Origin of the sequence: Mucilaginibacter yixingensis, assembly GCF_041080815.1 — a bacterium.
Taxonomy (GTDB): domain Bacteria; phylum Bacteroidota; class Bacteroidia; order Sphingobacteriales; family Sphingobacteriaceae; genus Mucilaginibacter; species Mucilaginibacter yixingensis.
Genome location: NZ_CP160205.1, coordinates 2,327,608 through 2,343,301, shown reverse-complemented (window position 1 = coordinate 2,343,301; position 15,694 = coordinate 2,327,608). Strand labels below are relative to the sequence as shown.

Here is a 15,694-nt window from a genome sequence, read left to right as displayed (position 1 = left end):
CAAATCGATGTAAATATAACAGAGAAAGGCATCCCGCAAGGATGCCTTTCTTGTTTTGCTTTATGTCATCTCGACCGAAGGGAGAGATCTTTTCGAAGCGACGATAATCATGCGGTCGAGATAACATTTTTATTGTAACAATCACACTTACTTATTAAAACAAAGTCAGCGGCACAATCAGTTCAATCCTGTCACGATTGTTGCTGGTACCAAACAGATCATTGTCCAGCAAATGGCTGTATCGTAAACCAAAGGTGATAGCGGTTTGGTTAAACCATTTGGTGTCAAAATAAATCTCGGCGCCGGTACTACGGAAATTGGCCTGGAACGGTCTGCCATTGGTATAAAAATCATTAGCGCGGGTGTAATCAAAAAACAGATTACCACGAATGCGCTGGAAATAAACAGTGTTGCCAATACCGCCGTCTGGATACGCAATTGGAAAGTGGTAATTGGCGCCAATCTTTTTCAATTGGTATAAGTTCTCTGCTGTATAGCCTCGTGAATAAGGGAATCCGTTGGAGAAAGAGATCACGTTTTCTTTACCATTCTGCTGAAACGCCCCACTAATAACCAGGTTATGATTTACGGATAAGCCTGGTAAATACAACGAGCCGCTGGCCAAAAACTGATTAGCCGAAATATTGCTTACAGCCACTTTGTATTGCACTAATAAGCTTTGCGCAAACCGCGGATAGATATTTTGCTTTGCCTTCTGTATGCGGTGACTGACGCTGAAACTGTTGCTCAAATAAGTATAAGACCGATCTGCAAACTGGCTGCGGTATGCTTGTTGAAAGCTGGTGCTGTTATAAACTATATTGCTGCCAAAACTTAGACTCGTAATTTGTGTGCCGTTGGTAAACGTTAGTGGTACAGTCGCACCGGCAAATAATTCAGTTTCGTTCCAGTAAACATTTCCCCCGGTCCTGCTATTATATCCTTTTCTGTCTATGGTATAATCAACACCGCCTTGTAAGTAAGGAAACAACGCACCATAAATACCGCTGAAACCAAATTGCTTGTAACCCTCATCGCGGTTGTAAGTAAAATCTAGACTGGATTGAAAGGTATTAAGAATGTTTTCCCCCTCTAATGAAATGGTATATTCCGGGTCATTAAATGAGGGAATTAAACTGTGGAAGTTAAACAAGCCGTGTGCTTTGTTATATTTAGTAACAGGCAGCGGTTGGGTGTTTACTTTAGCGAGCAGGTTAGTGGCCGAATCTGCTTGTAATACTTTTATGCCGAAATTAGATAAGCTTGTAGTATCGCCGGCTGGCATCCATTTTACCGAAGCCTTATCAACCTTGTGCATTTGATAACCATAGGCGGTGAAACTTACCCAGGCCAATTTATCTTTACTTAGTGCTGGTTGATAGTTGCCAATGCCGGCTTGCAGCGAGTCGTTACTCAGTTCATACAGCCTGCTCTTACTGGTGATGGCATATAACTTATCTCTATTGCCAGATGTTGCCGAAAAAAGAATGGTATCACCTTTAACCGATGTAAAGCCGATTGGTGCTTCCGTGCGAGTGGTCAATTCTTCTAATTTACCCGATTTAATATCCACCAATGCAATGCTCATTTGGCCGCCAGGCTGTCGCACGGCCGAAACCAATTGATCATTATTATAAAACTTGGGATAAGTGAAATACAGGTTCTGTGGATTTGGTACAACCGCAACTAATTGTCCATTTTCTGCATTGAGCAGGTGGATAGCATATTTGCCATCGGCTGTTTGTTGTACCGTCACAATGCTTTTGCCATCGGCACTAAAATCTGGCGAAAAATATTTGGTACGATGCGTCAGGCGTGTTTCTTTACCGGTTTTTACATCTACTACGCAAATCTCGCTGTAATCGCGATAGCCCCAACGCGCATCTGGTTGGTATGCCGCATAAACAATTTTTCCGTTGTTATAGGCAAAATAACTATCCAGCGACATATCACGCACTTTGATCACTCGCTCCACATTGCCCTTCTTCCATACAAAAACCGGCAGATGATTGTAGGTGCTCTTCATGTAGATCATCGCACCATCTTCTGTAAACGCCGGATACTCTATATTGGCAATAAAATGCTGATTCTTTTTATAGCCGGTTAATGGCTTGTCATTAAACTGCTGTTTGTAATAATGCTGAGCCTGCTGCTCAAAACTCATAAAATCAGTTTTTGCGGCATGTTTAAAGGCATTTTGGAAAGGATTAAGTCCGTAAGTATAGGCGGCAGCGTTGTGGGTTACCCCTTTCCAAAACGTACTGCCATATTGCTGCCGGCCATAACTTACCAGCATATAACCTAAAGGATAATGGTCTGGCGTATAATCTAAAAAAGAGCCGTTGCGCAGTTTTTGATAGCTGTAGTTTTTATCCGCCGCCCATAAGGCACGATAACCGTTAAAAAAATAAGGCAGGCGCCCCCTGCCCTGCTGGCTAACCAAGGTCTCGTTAAAAACAGCATCGCCCTCAAAAAACCAATTAGGTACCGAAAGCTCGTTCGCCAGCGCCTGCCCGCTTTCGCCAAAGATGATATGTAGTACACGACTAACCCCTACGTCAAAATTATTGAATTGCTGCACGTGTCGATACTCGTGTATGGCCAACTGATCTGTCCATCTCAAGCTGCCCACCTCAAAACTGTTCTGATCTGGCGTTAAATAAAATTCGCTGCGGAAGGGCGCCAAACCCACATAGGCATTGCTAAACGTTGTCTGGTTTTGCAGTACAACATTGACTTGCTTCTGTCGGCTACCCAAGGTTGGTTGTATAACACCGTTCATCCGGGCGATGATGGATGCCACGCGTCTACCTGCAGAATCCATGCCCTGAGGAAATATTACACGGGTTTGCGGGGTGTTAACCTGGTTCCATTTTATTGAGGGAGGATTGCCGCCAAACTCCTGCGCCTGAGCTTTTGAGAATATGCCGCACATGCACAATGCGGATAGCAGAATATAATTGAGGGGCGATTTTTTATTCATCAGGCTGAAAGTAAACAGAATACCGATAAAATGCAATTACCTGCGCAATTCACAATATAATGACACGTCAAAGGGTAAAACTCGCTACATTTGCCGCTCAATAAAACTGTACTAATGGCTAAAATCTCCATCAACCTGGCAACCGGCTCTTTACAAAAAGAAGATATTGTAGTGGGCATTGACCTGGGCACTACTAATTCGCTGGTAGCATTTATTAATCCTGATAAAGATCCGCAGGTAATTAATGATGCCGGCAAGGGCGTGCTCGTACCGTCGGTAGTTCATTTTGATGCCCAGGGCGAGATCACTGTGGGTAATGAAGCCAAAGAGTATCTTGTTACTGACCCTCAGAATACCATTTTTTCGGTAAAACGCTTACTGGGGCGTTCTTATCATGATATTGAGAATTATAAAGATTTCTTTTCTTATAAAGTGATCGATGATAACACCGAAAGCCTGGTGAAGATTAAAGTTGGCGATCGTTTTTATACGCCGATTGAACTTTCCGGACTGATTTTGAAAGAGCTGAAAGCTCGTGCCGAACATGCGCTGAAAACCCCGGTTAACCGTGCCGTAATTACCGTTCCGGCATATTTTAACGATTCGCAACGTCAGGCTACCCGCGATGCTGGTAAACTGGCCGGGTTGGATGTATTGCGCATTGTTAACGAGCCAACTGCCGCCAGCCTAGCTTACGGCATTGGTCTTGATCCTGAAGAAACTAAAACCATCGCGGTATATGATTTAGGTGGCGGTACTTTTGATGTGTCTATCCTGCAAATACAGAACGGTATTTTTGAGGTACTGAGCACCAACGGCGATACTTTTTTAGGTGGTGATGATTTTGACAGAGCAATAGTTAACTATTGGCTGGAAAAGAATCAGTTAGATAAATCTATTTTAAGTGATACCGCTTTAGCCCAACAACTGCGTTTAAAGGCCGAAGAAGCCAAGAAAGCTTTTGCCCACCAGAGTCTGTTTAATGAAAAGGTTGGTGAGATCTGGTGTACGTTGGAGCGTACCGCTTTTGAAGAGCTAATTAGACCAAAGGTTGAACAAACTATTACTTGTTGTAAAAATGCGCTGAAAGATGCCGGTTTGGGCATTGATGCTATTGACGAAATAGTTATGGTTGGCGGTTCTACCCGCACTGCGCTGGTGAAGAAAATGGTTGCTGAGTTTTTTGGCAAAGATGTGCACAATGAGCTTAACCCTGACGAGGTGGTGGCCCTGGGTGCCGCTATTCAGGCCGATATTTTGGCGGGTAATCGTAAAGATATCCTGCTGCTGGATGTTACTCCGCTTTCTTTAGGTATTGAGACGATGGGTGGCTTGATGGATGTTATCATTCCGCGTAATTCTAAGGTACCTACCAAGGCAGGTCGCCAGTACACTACTTCGGTAGACGGACAGGTGAATATGAAGATCTCTGTTTATCAGGGCGAACGCGACTTGATTAAAGAGAACCGCAAACTAGCCGAGTTTGACCTGAAAGGTATCCCTGCAATGCCAGCCGGATTGCCGAAGGTTGACATCAACTTCCTGCTTAATGCTGATGGAATCCTGAAAGTACAGGCGATTGAACTGCGCTCTGGAGTTAAACAAGAAGTTGAAGTAAAGCCTACTTATGGCATTACAGATGACCAAGTTGAGCAGATGCTAATGGATAGTATTACCCACGCACAAGAAGATGTTGCCCAACGTATGCTGATTGAAGCCCGCACCGAAGGCGAGCAAATGGTTTACACCGCAAAACGCTTCCTGGAAAAGAATGCTTCATATCTTTCCATTCAGGAAATTGCGGACACGCATCGTTATATTGAAGAACTGCAGGCTGCACTGGCTACCGGCGAAAAAGACACCATCCACAAAAAGATTGACGAGCTGAACACCTTTACTCAGCCTTTTGCCGAGCGTTTGATGGACGAAGCGATTGGCAAAGCAATGAAAGGTAAGAGTCTGTAAATAGATTCATAAGATCATAAATAGAAGAGCCACGTAATTGTGGCTCTTTTTATTAATACACGGCTTAAATCTCAAGATTTCTCAACACAACTACCGCATATTCTACCTGCTCCGGATGCACATCCAGGTGCAGCACAAAGCGAATGCGATTTGGCCCGGTACTCATACACCGCACGCCTTTCTGATCAAGTTTCTTAATTATATCATCCGCGGGGACTGCTGTATCAAACAATACAATATTGGTATCTGGCGGCACAACATGGCTTACCCAGCTACATTGCGCCAAGGCCCTGCCCAAAATCTGAGCGTGGGCGTGATCTATCTTTAATCGTTCCACGTGATGATCTAGCGCATAAATGCCTGCCGCTGCTAAAAAACCGGCTTGTCGCATGCCTCCGCCTAATACCTTCCTTACACGCCTGGCATATTGAATAGTTTCTTTACTGGCTAAAAGCACTGATCCAACAGGTGCGCCTAAACCTTTTGATAAACAGATGGATATGCCGTTGAAATACTTTCCGTAGTCAATCGCATTGTCGCCGGTTGCTGCTAATGCGTTAAAAATCCGTGCGCCATCCAGATGTAATTTCAGGCTATGTTTCTGGCACAGATCTGCAATAGGTTTAATATCTGCTAAAGTGTAGCAACTACCGCCGCCCTTGTTTACGGTATTCTCTAATACTACCAGGCTGGTGCGTGGAAAATGAACGTTCTCGGCATTTATTTCCGGCTCAATCATTTCGGCGGTGACACGACCGCGATCGCCATTTAGCAACCGTGTAGATACTGCTGAATTAAATGCAATGCCACCGCCCTCATAACGGTAAACGTGCGCAGTTTGATCGGCAATCAACTCGTCTAATGGCTGGGTGAAACATTTAATAGCAATTTGATTGGTCATCGTGCCCGACGGGCAGAATAATCCTGCCTCCATGCCAAACATAGCCGCGGCTTTCTGTTCCAACGCTGTTACGGTTTCATCCTCGCCAAAAACATCATCGCCTACTTTGGCGCTCATCATGGCGTCAAGCATGCCGGTTGTGGGTTTGGTTACGGTATCGCTGCGTAGATCTACGGTTAGTTGCATAGCTGGTTAAGTTTGTTTAGTGATTTCAAATATCCAAATCTTATACCGCTGTTTTGGTACTTGTACGTATTTTAGCTTTAATTTTATTAATCGCATCATAAACTGTTACTTCAGCAGTTACATCTATTATAATGAAAAAAAACATCGGTATTTTTTTGGTGCTGACCGGCATCAGCCTCACTGCATCAGCACAGAAATGGCAAAAGGGTTTCTTTATAGACAGGCGCGGACAAAAAGTTGAAGGCGTGATCCGCACCAATCCATCGGGCAAGGCGCCTATTAAAGACGAAGGTTTTATTATTTATAAAGACAGTGAGAAAGGCACTGAAACACGTATTAGCGCCAGTGATATGAAAAGCTTTGTGGCAGGAGCTGATAGTTTTGTAGTTGCACACGCCCCACGCAATACCAATTGGAGCAAAAAGGAAACTGATTTTGTAAGAGTGGCTCTGAACGAGGACTTAAAGCTATACGTGTTAGATGGCGGTTCTGGCGGCGGCGGCAGTAAATTCAGCTTCCACCCCGGTATCTCAATCGGCACGGGAGGCTATGGAGGAGTTGGTGGTGGCATTGGCTACGGCGGCGATCCCTATTATGGCGGCGGTAGCGGCAACACCAAGGTTACTTACTATTACGGCGCCAACACCGCCGAGATGGAGCAGTTGACGCCGCAAAATTTTACAGATATTATGGTTGAAATTATGGGCGATGAGCCCGACGCTGTGCAAGCCATTCGCGAAAGAAAATTCACCTATGGCAATATTGACAAGCTCATCGCCTATTTCAAATCACTTAAAGCCGCGCATCGGCCTTAGCACCGCCAAATGGCCAGTTTTCAGGTTCGGGTAAACTGAACTCGGTACGGCTGTTGCTGGTGAATTTACCGAAGAACATTTCGTAAGCTATCAGGAACCATACAATGATACATGGCCATGCTTTCAGCACGTAATCAGAAATAATATCTTCACGAATCACCTTCGGGAAAGCATCAGTCAATCCTAAACCTGTAATTACCAGCAGTAATACCAATAGAACGATATTGCGGCGACTAAAATAGTTCTCCTGCAAAAAGATCCACAGCATGGCGCCGGTAACGGCAATAACATAAGTGGGATGTTCTGAACCTGTACTAAATAGCACTACGGTCAGTAACGCGGAGGCTAACATACGCAGACGAAACTGCAATGAATCGTACTGATTGAAACGGAACAATGGCAAGCCAAAAACCAAAGCACCAAATAATAAAAACGGTGTGTTAGGTAGGTAAGGATTATTTACCAATTTGCGACACACGCCCATAAAGGAGATATCCTGACTGGCATCGAAGCCTACGTTCATGGCATTTTTGTTAGAAAGTGCGGCAAACCAATCGCCATAAGATTGAATAGCGTAATGCGGATTGGTAACAAGCATAGGCAATACAAAGAAAACACCAGCCCACATAAAGGCAGACCATGCAAATTTGCCCTTGTTTTTAGAGAACATAAAGAAAGCCAGGCCAATAATGGGATATAGTTTAACCATGGTGCCCAGTACAATGAACAGGGTGGCCCACACATCTTTCCCTCGCTCTACAAATACAAAACTAAGAATGATACAGGCTGTAATGGCCGTGTTTATCTGTATGTTGTGCATGGTGTTGGCATACTCAATACTGGTAAACAGCAGCACAAACATCTTTATCTTATCCGAGACGGGTAGCAAATGAATTGCCCAAAGCAGAAAAACAGCATTAACCAATTGCCAGAAAAAGAAACCCCAGCCATCAGGAAGTAATGAAAACGGCGCTACCAACGTACTGAATACCGGACCGTAATAAAAGCAGTCTTCGTACTCTGTCGGGTACAGCTTATACATGTTGGTTTGGGCCTTGGCGTGGTAATAGGCCTGCTTAAATATAACGTAGTTGTTATACCTGTTGGGTTTAAATTTAACTTGCCAGCAGAAAGCAGCCACTGCGATCCAAAGCAGGCACACCAATCTATAGTTGGTTAAAAAGGGGAATTTTCTTTGCATGTGCAACGAGAACGTTGCAAAGATAATGCTACATGTGTAAATACACAGTCAAAATTAATAACAGATTAACAATTGCATCACAATCACATGTTCATTACTAGCGTTTTAGCTATTAATTAAATTGCGGCGAGGTTCTGATTCGCCTGCTCTGATTGCTCAAGTTTATTGGCGCCAGAATTCCGGGTCATCAATTCGTAGAAAATTATGCACCAAATGAGTATGCAAGGCACCGCCTTAAGCGAGTATTTGGCAATAATGGGTTGTCTGATAGGCTCGGGCATGGCATCCGTAAGGCCAAGACCGGTAATTACCAATACCAATACTAATAAGAAAATATTAAACGGTGAGTATGGCTTATCCTGCATCAGCATCCAAATAAATACACCGGCAACGGCTATGATATAGGTAGGATGCTCTGCCCCGGTACTAAAAATAACAATGTAGATTAATGATGATGCCAACAGCTGTATACGGTATTTGAAGAATTTATACTGGCTAAACCGCAATAGAGGCAACAGATAAACAAGGGTACCTGCAATAAGAAAAGGCATATTAGGAATAGTGGTATCGCGCAAAGTCCGGCGCACTACGCCCATCACGCAGATATCCTGCGCGGCATCAAGCTGAGAGTTGGTGGCGCTTTTGCCGGCTACAGCAGGAAGCCACTCTTTGTATGATTTAATAACAAATGCAGGGCTTGATAGCAGTAGCGGCGCTACCAGGCAAACCACTGTCCATATAGCTGTCCATAAAATAAATTTGCCCTTATTTTTTGAGAACAGAAAGAATACCAAGCCAATGATGGGGTATAGTTTGATAAAGAAGCCCAACACAATAAACAGCGTTGCCCATTGCTCCTTCCCCCTTTCTACCAAAACAAAGCTGAGGATAATCATCCCCGCTATGGCCGGATTAAACTGCATATAAAACGCCGAATTGGAAAATTCTATAGCACAGAGTAATAACAATTGCGTTTTTTGCCTGACCGTAAATGGTAACAAATGAATGCCGATGAGCAGAACAAATGCATTCAATAATTCCCATACTAAAAAACCGGCTGCATGCGGTAAAATAGCAGATGGCAACACTATCAAAGGAAAAACAGGTCCGTAATAATAAAAGTCCTGGTACTCTTTTGGGTATGGCGCATAAAAATCCTTCTCCTGGATGGCGTGATAATACGACTGGCGGAAAATTTGATAGTTATTATCAATATGCCGGGTATATTTCAGTTGGAAAGTAAAAACGGCTACTGCTAGATACAGCACCCAAACCCACTGATAACCGGTGAGAAGGAATTTCTTAGGCATGCACAATATTACAATAAATAGCGCTAAGCGACTGACTATATTACAAATTTTGCGCTATTACAAAGCCGCTGGCCCAGGCCCACTGAAAGTTATAGCCGCCCAGCCAACCGGTAACATCCACACATTCGCCGCCAAAAAACAGTCCGGATACTTTCTTTGACTCTAGCGTACGCGACGACAGTTCGTCTGTATTAACACCGCCACGCATCACTTCGGCTTTGTCATAACCTTTGTCGCCGGCAGGCTTTACTTTAAAGTTGTGGAAGATCTCATCTATTTCTTCCATTTCTGCTTTATTCAATGAAGCCAAATTTTTATCGGGCAACCGGTATGACATTGCCTCGGCAAATTTGCGGGTATATAAACCGGCGATGAGCGAGAGTAGTGTTTTCTTTCCGTTGAGTTTACGTTCAGTCTCAATTAATTCAGTAATGCTTTGATCAGGCAACAGATCTATGGTAATACTTTCACCCGGGCGCCAGTAGGATGATATTTGTAGAATGGCCGGTCCGCTCAGCCCCCAATGGGTGAAAAGGATGTTTTCGTCAAAGCTGGCCCTGTCGTTCCAAACGCGGCAAAAAATGCTGTTACCAGATAATTGCTCATACCATGGCTGATCTTTCCCGGTAATGGTTAAAGGCACCAGGGCCGGTGCGGTGTGCACAATATCCAGCCCGAATTTACGAGCCACGCGCAAGCCAAAATCCGTAGCGCCCATTTTAGCAATTGGTAAACCACCGCTGGCAATAACAACGTTGGGCGTTTGTACCTCGTTCAGTTTTCCGTGGCGTTCAAAGGTTACTTTAAAGCCGTCGACTGTTTGCTCTACATCCTTTACATCGGCGTCGCACCAGATCTCCTGCTCCATGTCTGCACATAGATTTGTAAAAATATCTACCACATCGCGGGCCTTGTTACTTTCGGGGAAGAGCTGGCCAAGCGTTTTCTCCTGACCGATGATTCCATAAGTCTCAAAGAAACTGATAGTATCATCCACCGTCCATTGCGCAAAGGCAGATTTTAAAAAGTGCTGATTTTGAGAGATAAACTGCTGTGGCGACGCATATAAGTTGGTGTAATTACAACGCCCGCCCCCGCTAATGAGGATCTTGGCGCCAGGTTTATCGTTCTTTTCCAGGATGAGTGTGCGCTTGCCTAAAAAGCCAGCTTGCACAGCACACATTAATCCGCAGGCACCACCGCCAATAATTATGGCGTCAAATTGTGCAGGTTTTATTATTTTTGTAGTCATGGCCGATGTTGCGCAAATATCAGAATTTGGAAAGATATTGATCTTTATTATTACCGGTTTTGTACTGGTGGTTGCAACATTGTTTGCCGGACGGGTAATTGCGCCCAAAAATCCGAATGCTGAAAAGCTAACTTCATACGAGTGTGGCGAGGAACCTACAGGCAGTGCATGGCTTCCATTTAACTCCCGCTTTTATGTAATTGCATTGGTGTTTCTGCTGTTTGATGTGGAGATGGTATTTATTTTCCCCTGGGCCACGGTATTTGGCAATCATGAATTGATGGCTGTTGATTCCCGCTGGGGCAAATTCAGTTTGTTGGAGATGTTTGTTTTTGTAGGCATCCTGATTCTGGGCCTGGTTTACGTTTGGGTAAAAGGCGATTTAAACTGGATACGGCCAGAAGTAGAATTACCGCGCACCCGCGTAGCTGTTCCTAACGCGCTTTATGATCAGTTGAACATTAGTCAGGCTGATTATAAGCTAAAAGAGTTTTCAGCACTTACAGAGAAAGAAGTTCAGGCTATAAACCCACCTGTTGCCGCTGAAGCTCCAACTCCCGCTACTGCGATCGAAACTCCTGCTCCGGCCAAACGACCGATGTTTAAACCAACTTTTAAAAAGCCCGGCAATGAATCCTGAGAACATGAATGAGAGTGGTGGTGTGATAGTAACCAAGCTGAACGATTTGATGAACTGGTCGCGCTTGTCATCGCTATGGCCTTTAAGTTTTGGTATTGCCTGCTGCGCTATTGAAATGATGGGCTCAATGGCGTCAACTTATGATCTTGACCGTTTTGGCGTGTTCCCTCGCCCGTCGGCCCGCCAGGCAGATGTGATTATTATTGCCGGCACCGTTACCTTTAAAATGGCGGAGCGCATTAAACGCCTTTACGAGCAAATGCCCGACCCGAAATATGTCATTTCTATGGGATCATGCTCTAACTGTGGTGGCCCATACTGGCAGCACGGCTACCATGTGGTAAAAGGAGTTGACAGAGTAATACCGGTTGATATTTACGTGCAGGGCTGTCCCCCACGCCCGGAAGCACTGATTGGCGCTATCTTAGAACTGCAAAAGAAAATTGAAGGCGAACAGTTGCTGAAACTGGGTTAATCAGTCGCTATTATTCTATTGCCCTCTTTGCCTTCAGCCTGTTCTTCGGGCTTTCTCTCGCAAGGATAACCAAACAAGCAGCGGCTTTTAATAATGCTGGCTACTTCTTCCGGTACAAACTTTTCCCAGCCCGATGTTCCCGCTTTGATCAGATCCAACACATTATCAGTATCTACGTGCAGATTGTTTTCGTGGTAATGGCGGATATCCTCAATCTTATTGTTCGATATCAGGTATCGATATAGATCAATCAAATGCGGCGGTGGATAAAATCTTAAACAATTCATTATCATGCCATCACGTAGCGTTGGATAAATAAACAGTTTAACCTTTCGACTGAACAACGTAGCGAAGGATTCCAGAATACCTCCTGGCAAATCGTTATAATGCTCTTCCGCAAAAATGTATTCCAAGTTAGGATAACCCAGTACCACACCCATTTTTAGCTTAGTGATCTTTGATAGGTAAGACACCAGTTTATAGTACTCGTGGAAATTGGAGATCAGCACCGTTTGGCCAAGCGAACAAAGGATATCCACGCGGTCAAGGAAATCTTTTTCATCAATATCCGCGTTCTGGTCTGCATTGCGTTCTTTTAGCGCCTGTAGCGTTAACTCAGCAATAACCACCACATTGTTATTGTCCACGTCCGGTTCCTGCAGAAATTGCTTTACACCGGTGGTCAGCATATCCAGATGAACGTTAATAAGCGGACGGAACCGGCCGCGAATCACCACAATGTGCTTCTTGTACAGTACTTCTGATGGCTGTTGATTTTTGCCGTCAGGGCCAAACAATGCAGCGTCTGAAAATCCGTATTTCACCAGGTGAAGACTCATCAGGCGGTTGTCAACCTTTTTAAAATCAGGTCCCTCAAAACGGATCATATCAATCTGGATCCGGTCTTTAGACAGGTTATCCATCAGCGAAAGCAGGAAAACCGGTGGTACCTCATTATAATAAAAACAAGCATACAACAGGTTTACACCCAATATACCTACAGCTTGCTGCTGATCAACGTTATCATTGTCCAACAGCTTTACGTGCAGTACCACGTCGTTGTATTCGCCACCAGGAACTAATTGGAAACGCACGCCCATCCAACCATGACCTTCATTGGTTTTATGGTAGTTAAGGGCCGACATGGTGTTAGAGAATGCAAAGAAAGTGGTGTTCTCTCCGCGCTGAGACGAAAGCCTTTCCAGCAGTAAACTATACTCATGATCGAGCATAGAGATGAGGCGGGCCTCGCTCACATAACGACGAACCTGCAATGCTCCATAAATAGCGTCGGAGAATGTCATGTCATAAGCAGACATGGTTTTGGCAATGGTTCCGGATGATGCACCAGCTTTAAAAAAATTAGCGGCTACGTCTTGTCCGGCGCCTATTTCGGCAAATGAACCGTATATTTTAGGATCAAGATTGATGGCAAGCGCCTTCTGTTTGGTCCCTATATCTTTGTTGTGAACAGCGTTCATAGATAGGTATCAGTAAGTTAGATGCCCATGGCCCGTGGGGCTTAAGGGGCACTTAAAGGTACGTTTTTTAAGCCGAACAGGCAAAGGATTATCTAAGCGGCTTGTAAAAAGAAGCATCTGTTACGCCGCTTGGTTTGCGCCAGCAAAAATGCGTCGTCGTGGCATATCCGTTAAATTATGCAACTTTGCTTCAGCTTATGGTAAAGAAGTTACTCATCAACCTAATTAAAACCTGTCTGCTCTGCTTTGTTTGCTGCACTGTGTTTGCCATGTTGTATTGGTTCACGTTTTCGTTCAGCATCATTCGCATTATGTTTATGCTCAGTTTGATTGTGGGTATTATGTCTTTACCCGTATTTTTTCTTACACTGCCGGGATACAGTAAAAACGTTAACACCCGGATGCTGATTTATTTCATGGGCCCGGTATTATATGTGCTGGCGGCTTTGGTTAGTCGTGACGGGCATGATAGATTAACGCATCTTTATCCGGGACTGATCTTCCTGATTTTCCACATCTGGTTCTATCATCAAACATTTGGCACGAAGGCAGGTAAGCGGCGTTAGGCTTTTTGAAAGATTTGCCCTAAACTTGCATGATAAATATGAAAGCTTTTTACGGAGACCTACGGTTAGGTGTTTTAGGTGGTGGCCAACTGGGCCGCATGCTTATTCAGCAGGCAATTAATTACAATGTTACGGTACGTGTTATGGATCCGGATCCGGAGGCGCCATGCCGCAAACTGTGCGATCAGTTTACCGTGGGCTCATTGAGCGATTATGAAACCGTTTACAAATTTGGTAAAACGGTAGATATGTTAACCATTGAAATTGAAAAGGTTAATGTTGATGCGCTGGAGCAACTGGAGAAAGAAGGTGTGTTGGTTTACCCGCAGCCTCGTGTTATTCGCCTGATCCAGGATAAAGGGTTGCAAAAACAGTTTTTCAAAGAAAACGAAATCCCTACGGCCGATTTTCAAATCATCTCATCGGCTCAACAATTAAGAGAGAGTCATATTCCGTTTCCATATATTCAAAAACTGCGTCGTGACGGTTACGATGGCAAAGGCGTTTATAAGGTAGTTAACGAAAGTTATCTTGATAAAGCCTTTACCGCACCAAGTCTGATTGAGCGCTTGGTTGATTTTGAGAAAGAGATAGCCGTTATTGTAGCACGTAATGAAAGCGGAGAAGTAAAATGCTTCCCTATGGTAGAGATGGAGTTTAACCCACAGGCCAACCTGGTGGAGTTTCTGATAGCGCCTTCTACCCTGCCTTTTGAGGTACATGAACAAGCCGAACTGATTGCCAAAAAGATTGCCGAGAGCCTAAAAATAGTTGGTTTGCTGGCTGTGGAGATGTTTTTAGATAAACATGGCCGTATTTTGGTGAACGAGTTGGCGCCGCGCCCGCATAATAGCGGTCATCAGACTATCGAGGGCAATACCGTATCTCAGTTTGAGCAGCATTTACGCGCCATATTTGATCAGCCCCTGGGCGATACCTCATGCCTCAACAATGCCATCATGGTGAATGTATTAGGCGAGGCTGGTCACGAAGGGCCTGCTGTTTATCAAGGTATTGAAAAAATATTAGGTAAGCCGGGAGTCTACGTGCACCTGTACGGTAAAACGTTTACCAAGCCATTCCGCAAAATGGGACACGTAACCATTGTTGATGCCGACCGCGACAAGGCCATTGAAAAAGCACGTTTTGTGCAGGCTAATTTGAAAGTGATTAGTTAAAGAAATCAATGGGCCAATAATATGGCGTAGATAAAAAGAATACTTTTATAGTTAGGAGATTTAGAAGAAAACAAAATGAGTAATCCTAAAGTAGGCATCATAATGGGCAGCAAAAGCGATTTGCATGTAATGCAAGACGCTGCCGATGTATTAAAAGAGTTAGGCGTAGCCTATGAAATTACCGTGGTATCGGCCCACCGTACACCAGATCGTATGTTCAGCTATGCACGTGCGGCTGCAGATCGCGGTTTGAAAGTAATTATTGCCGGTGCCGGTGGTGCGGCGCATTTGCCGGGCATGGTAGCTTCACTTACGCATTTGCCGGTTATTGGCGTGCCTGTAAAATCAAGCAATTCTATTGATGGTTGGGATTCTGTACTTTCTATTCTACAGATGCCTAATGGTATTCCGGTAGCTACTGTGGCGCTAAATGCGGCTAAAAACGCCGGCATTTTGGCTGCGCAGATCATCTCTACGGCCGATGAATACGTAGTGCAAAACCTCATTAAATTTAAAGAAGATTTAAAAGAGAAAGTTGAAGCCTCTGCCAAAGAAATGGAAGGCGGCGCATAAGCCGATTATTCTTTCAAAAAAATAAACCCCTCGGCTATTAACCGAGGGGTTTTCTATTTATAAATATTTGATGGCTACATTTAGTGATGGCAGTGGATTTCGGAATTCGGATGTTCAATTTCGGATTTACTTGCTTATTTGCCTCTCTGTTAATCTTAATGGAAACTA

General features: G+C 44.3%; 13 protein-coding genes. 7 read left to right on the top strand and 6 right to left on the bottom strand.

The annotated features are described in order from the left end of the window. Positions 1 to 154: 154 nt before the first annotated feature. Positions 155 to 2,983: a hypothetical protein gene (locus tag ABZR88_RS09345; RefSeq protein ID WP_146166535.1), complete on the bottom strand. Its 2,829-nt coding sequence runs from the start codon at positions 2,981 to 2,983 to the stop codon at positions 155 to 157. 114 nt (positions 2,984 to 3,097) lie between these two features. Here ABZR88_RS09345 and hscA point away from each other — a divergent pair, with 114 nt between their 5' ends. Further along, positions 3,098 to 4,948 (top strand): Fe-S protein assembly chaperone HscA, encoded by a 1,851-nt coding sequence (gene hscA / locus ABZR88_RS09340; RefSeq protein ID WP_107828711.1) that lies wholly within the window; start codon positions 3,098 to 3,100, stop codon positions 4,946 to 4,948. A gap of 64 nt (positions 4,949 to 5,012) precedes the next feature. Here hscA and ABZR88_RS09335 read toward each other — a convergent pair whose 3' ends face one another. Continuing rightward, positions 5,013 to 6,035, bottom strand: a complete 1,023-nt coding sequence (locus tag ABZR88_RS09335) for a low specificity L-threonine aldolase (protein ID WP_107828710.1) — start codon at positions 6,033 to 6,035, stop codon at positions 5,013 to 5,015. Between the two features lie 131 nt (positions 6,036 to 6,166). Here ABZR88_RS09335 and ABZR88_RS09330 point away from each other — a divergent pair, with 131 nt between their 5' ends. Further along, a complete protein-coding gene (locus ABZR88_RS09330; RefSeq protein ID WP_107828709.1) occupies positions 6,167 to 6,850 on the top strand; it encodes a hypothetical protein in 684 nt (227 codons plus the stop codon). Here ABZR88_RS09330 and ABZR88_RS09325 read toward each other — a convergent pair. The 3 genes from ABZR88_RS09325 to ABZR88_RS09315 all read right to left on the bottom strand — a co-directional run bounded on the left by ABZR88_RS09325 (position 6,828) and on the right by ABZR88_RS09315 (position 10,613). After that, positions 6,828 to 8,051 (bottom strand): glycosyltransferase family 87 protein, encoded by a 1,224-nt coding sequence (locus ABZR88_RS09325; protein WP_107828708.1) that lies wholly within the window; start codon positions 8,049 to 8,051, stop codon positions 6,828 to 6,830. The two genes, ABZR88_RS09330 and ABZR88_RS09325, sit on opposite strands and share 23 nt — an antisense overlap. A gap of 116 nt (positions 8,052 to 8,167) precedes the next feature. Next, positions 8,168 to 9,361 (bottom strand): glycosyltransferase family 87 protein, encoded by a 1,194-nt coding sequence (locus ABZR88_RS09320; RefSeq protein ID WP_107828707.1) that lies wholly within the window; start codon positions 9,359 to 9,361, stop codon positions 8,168 to 8,170. A 40-nt stretch (positions 9,362 to 9,401) separates the two neighbouring features. After that, positions 9,402 to 10,613 (bottom strand): NAD(P)/FAD-dependent oxidoreductase, encoded by a 1,212-nt coding sequence (locus ABZR88_RS09315; RefSeq protein ID WP_107828706.1) that lies wholly within the window; start codon positions 10,611 to 10,613, stop codon positions 9,402 to 9,404. On the opposite strand from ABZR88_RS09315, the gene ABZR88_RS09310 reads away from it, so the two are divergent. Together ABZR88_RS09310 and ABZR88_RS09305 are read left to right on the top strand one after the other, a co-directional pair. Continuing rightward, complete coding sequence (locus ABZR88_RS09310) at positions 10,612 to 11,253, top strand: NADH-quinone oxidoreductase subunit A (protein ID WP_107828705.1); 642 nt, start codon at positions 10,612 to 10,614, stop codon at positions 11,251 to 11,253. The genes ABZR88_RS09315 and ABZR88_RS09310 overlap by 2 nt on opposite strands. Then, a complete protein-coding gene (locus tag ABZR88_RS09305; RefSeq protein WP_107828704.1) occupies positions 11,243 to 11,728 on the top strand; it encodes an NADH-quinone oxidoreductase subunit B in 486 nt (161 codons plus the stop codon). Before ABZR88_RS09310 ends, ABZR88_RS09305 begins: the two co-directional genes overlap by 11 nt. Here ABZR88_RS09305 and ABZR88_RS09300 read toward each other — a convergent pair. Next, positions 11,725 to 13,209 carry a nicotinate-nucleotide adenylyltransferase gene (locus tag ABZR88_RS09300; protein WP_107828703.1) on the bottom strand — a complete coding sequence of 495 codons (1,485 nt, stop codon included), beginning with the start codon at positions 13,207 to 13,209 and terminating at the stop codon, positions 11,725 to 11,727. The two genes, ABZR88_RS09305 and ABZR88_RS09300, sit on opposite strands and share 4 nt — an antisense overlap. Before the next feature lie 197 nt (positions 13,210 to 13,406). On the opposite strand from ABZR88_RS09300, the gene ABZR88_RS09295 reads away from it, so the two are divergent. From ABZR88_RS09295 to purE, 3 genes are all read left to right on the top strand, one after another. Further along, positions 13,407 to 13,775 carry a hypothetical protein gene (locus ABZR88_RS09295; RefSeq protein WP_107828702.1) on the top strand — a complete coding sequence of 123 codons (369 nt, stop codon included), beginning with the start codon at positions 13,407 to 13,409 and terminating at the stop codon, positions 13,773 to 13,775. A 38-nt stretch (positions 13,776 to 13,813) separates the two neighbouring features. Further along, positions 13,814 to 14,953, top strand: coding sequence for a 5-(carboxyamino)imidazole ribonucleotide synthase (locus ABZR88_RS09290; protein ID WP_107828701.1), 1,140 nt, complete (start codon positions 13,814 to 13,816; stop codon positions 14,951 to 14,953). Between the two features lie 75 nt (positions 14,954 to 15,028). Next, complete coding sequence (gene purE, locus ABZR88_RS09285) at positions 15,029 to 15,526, top strand: 5-(carboxyamino)imidazole ribonucleotide mutase (protein WP_107828700.1); 498 nt, start codon at positions 15,029 to 15,031, stop codon at positions 15,524 to 15,526. The last annotated feature ends 168 nt before the right edge of the window (positions 15,527 to 15,694 follow it).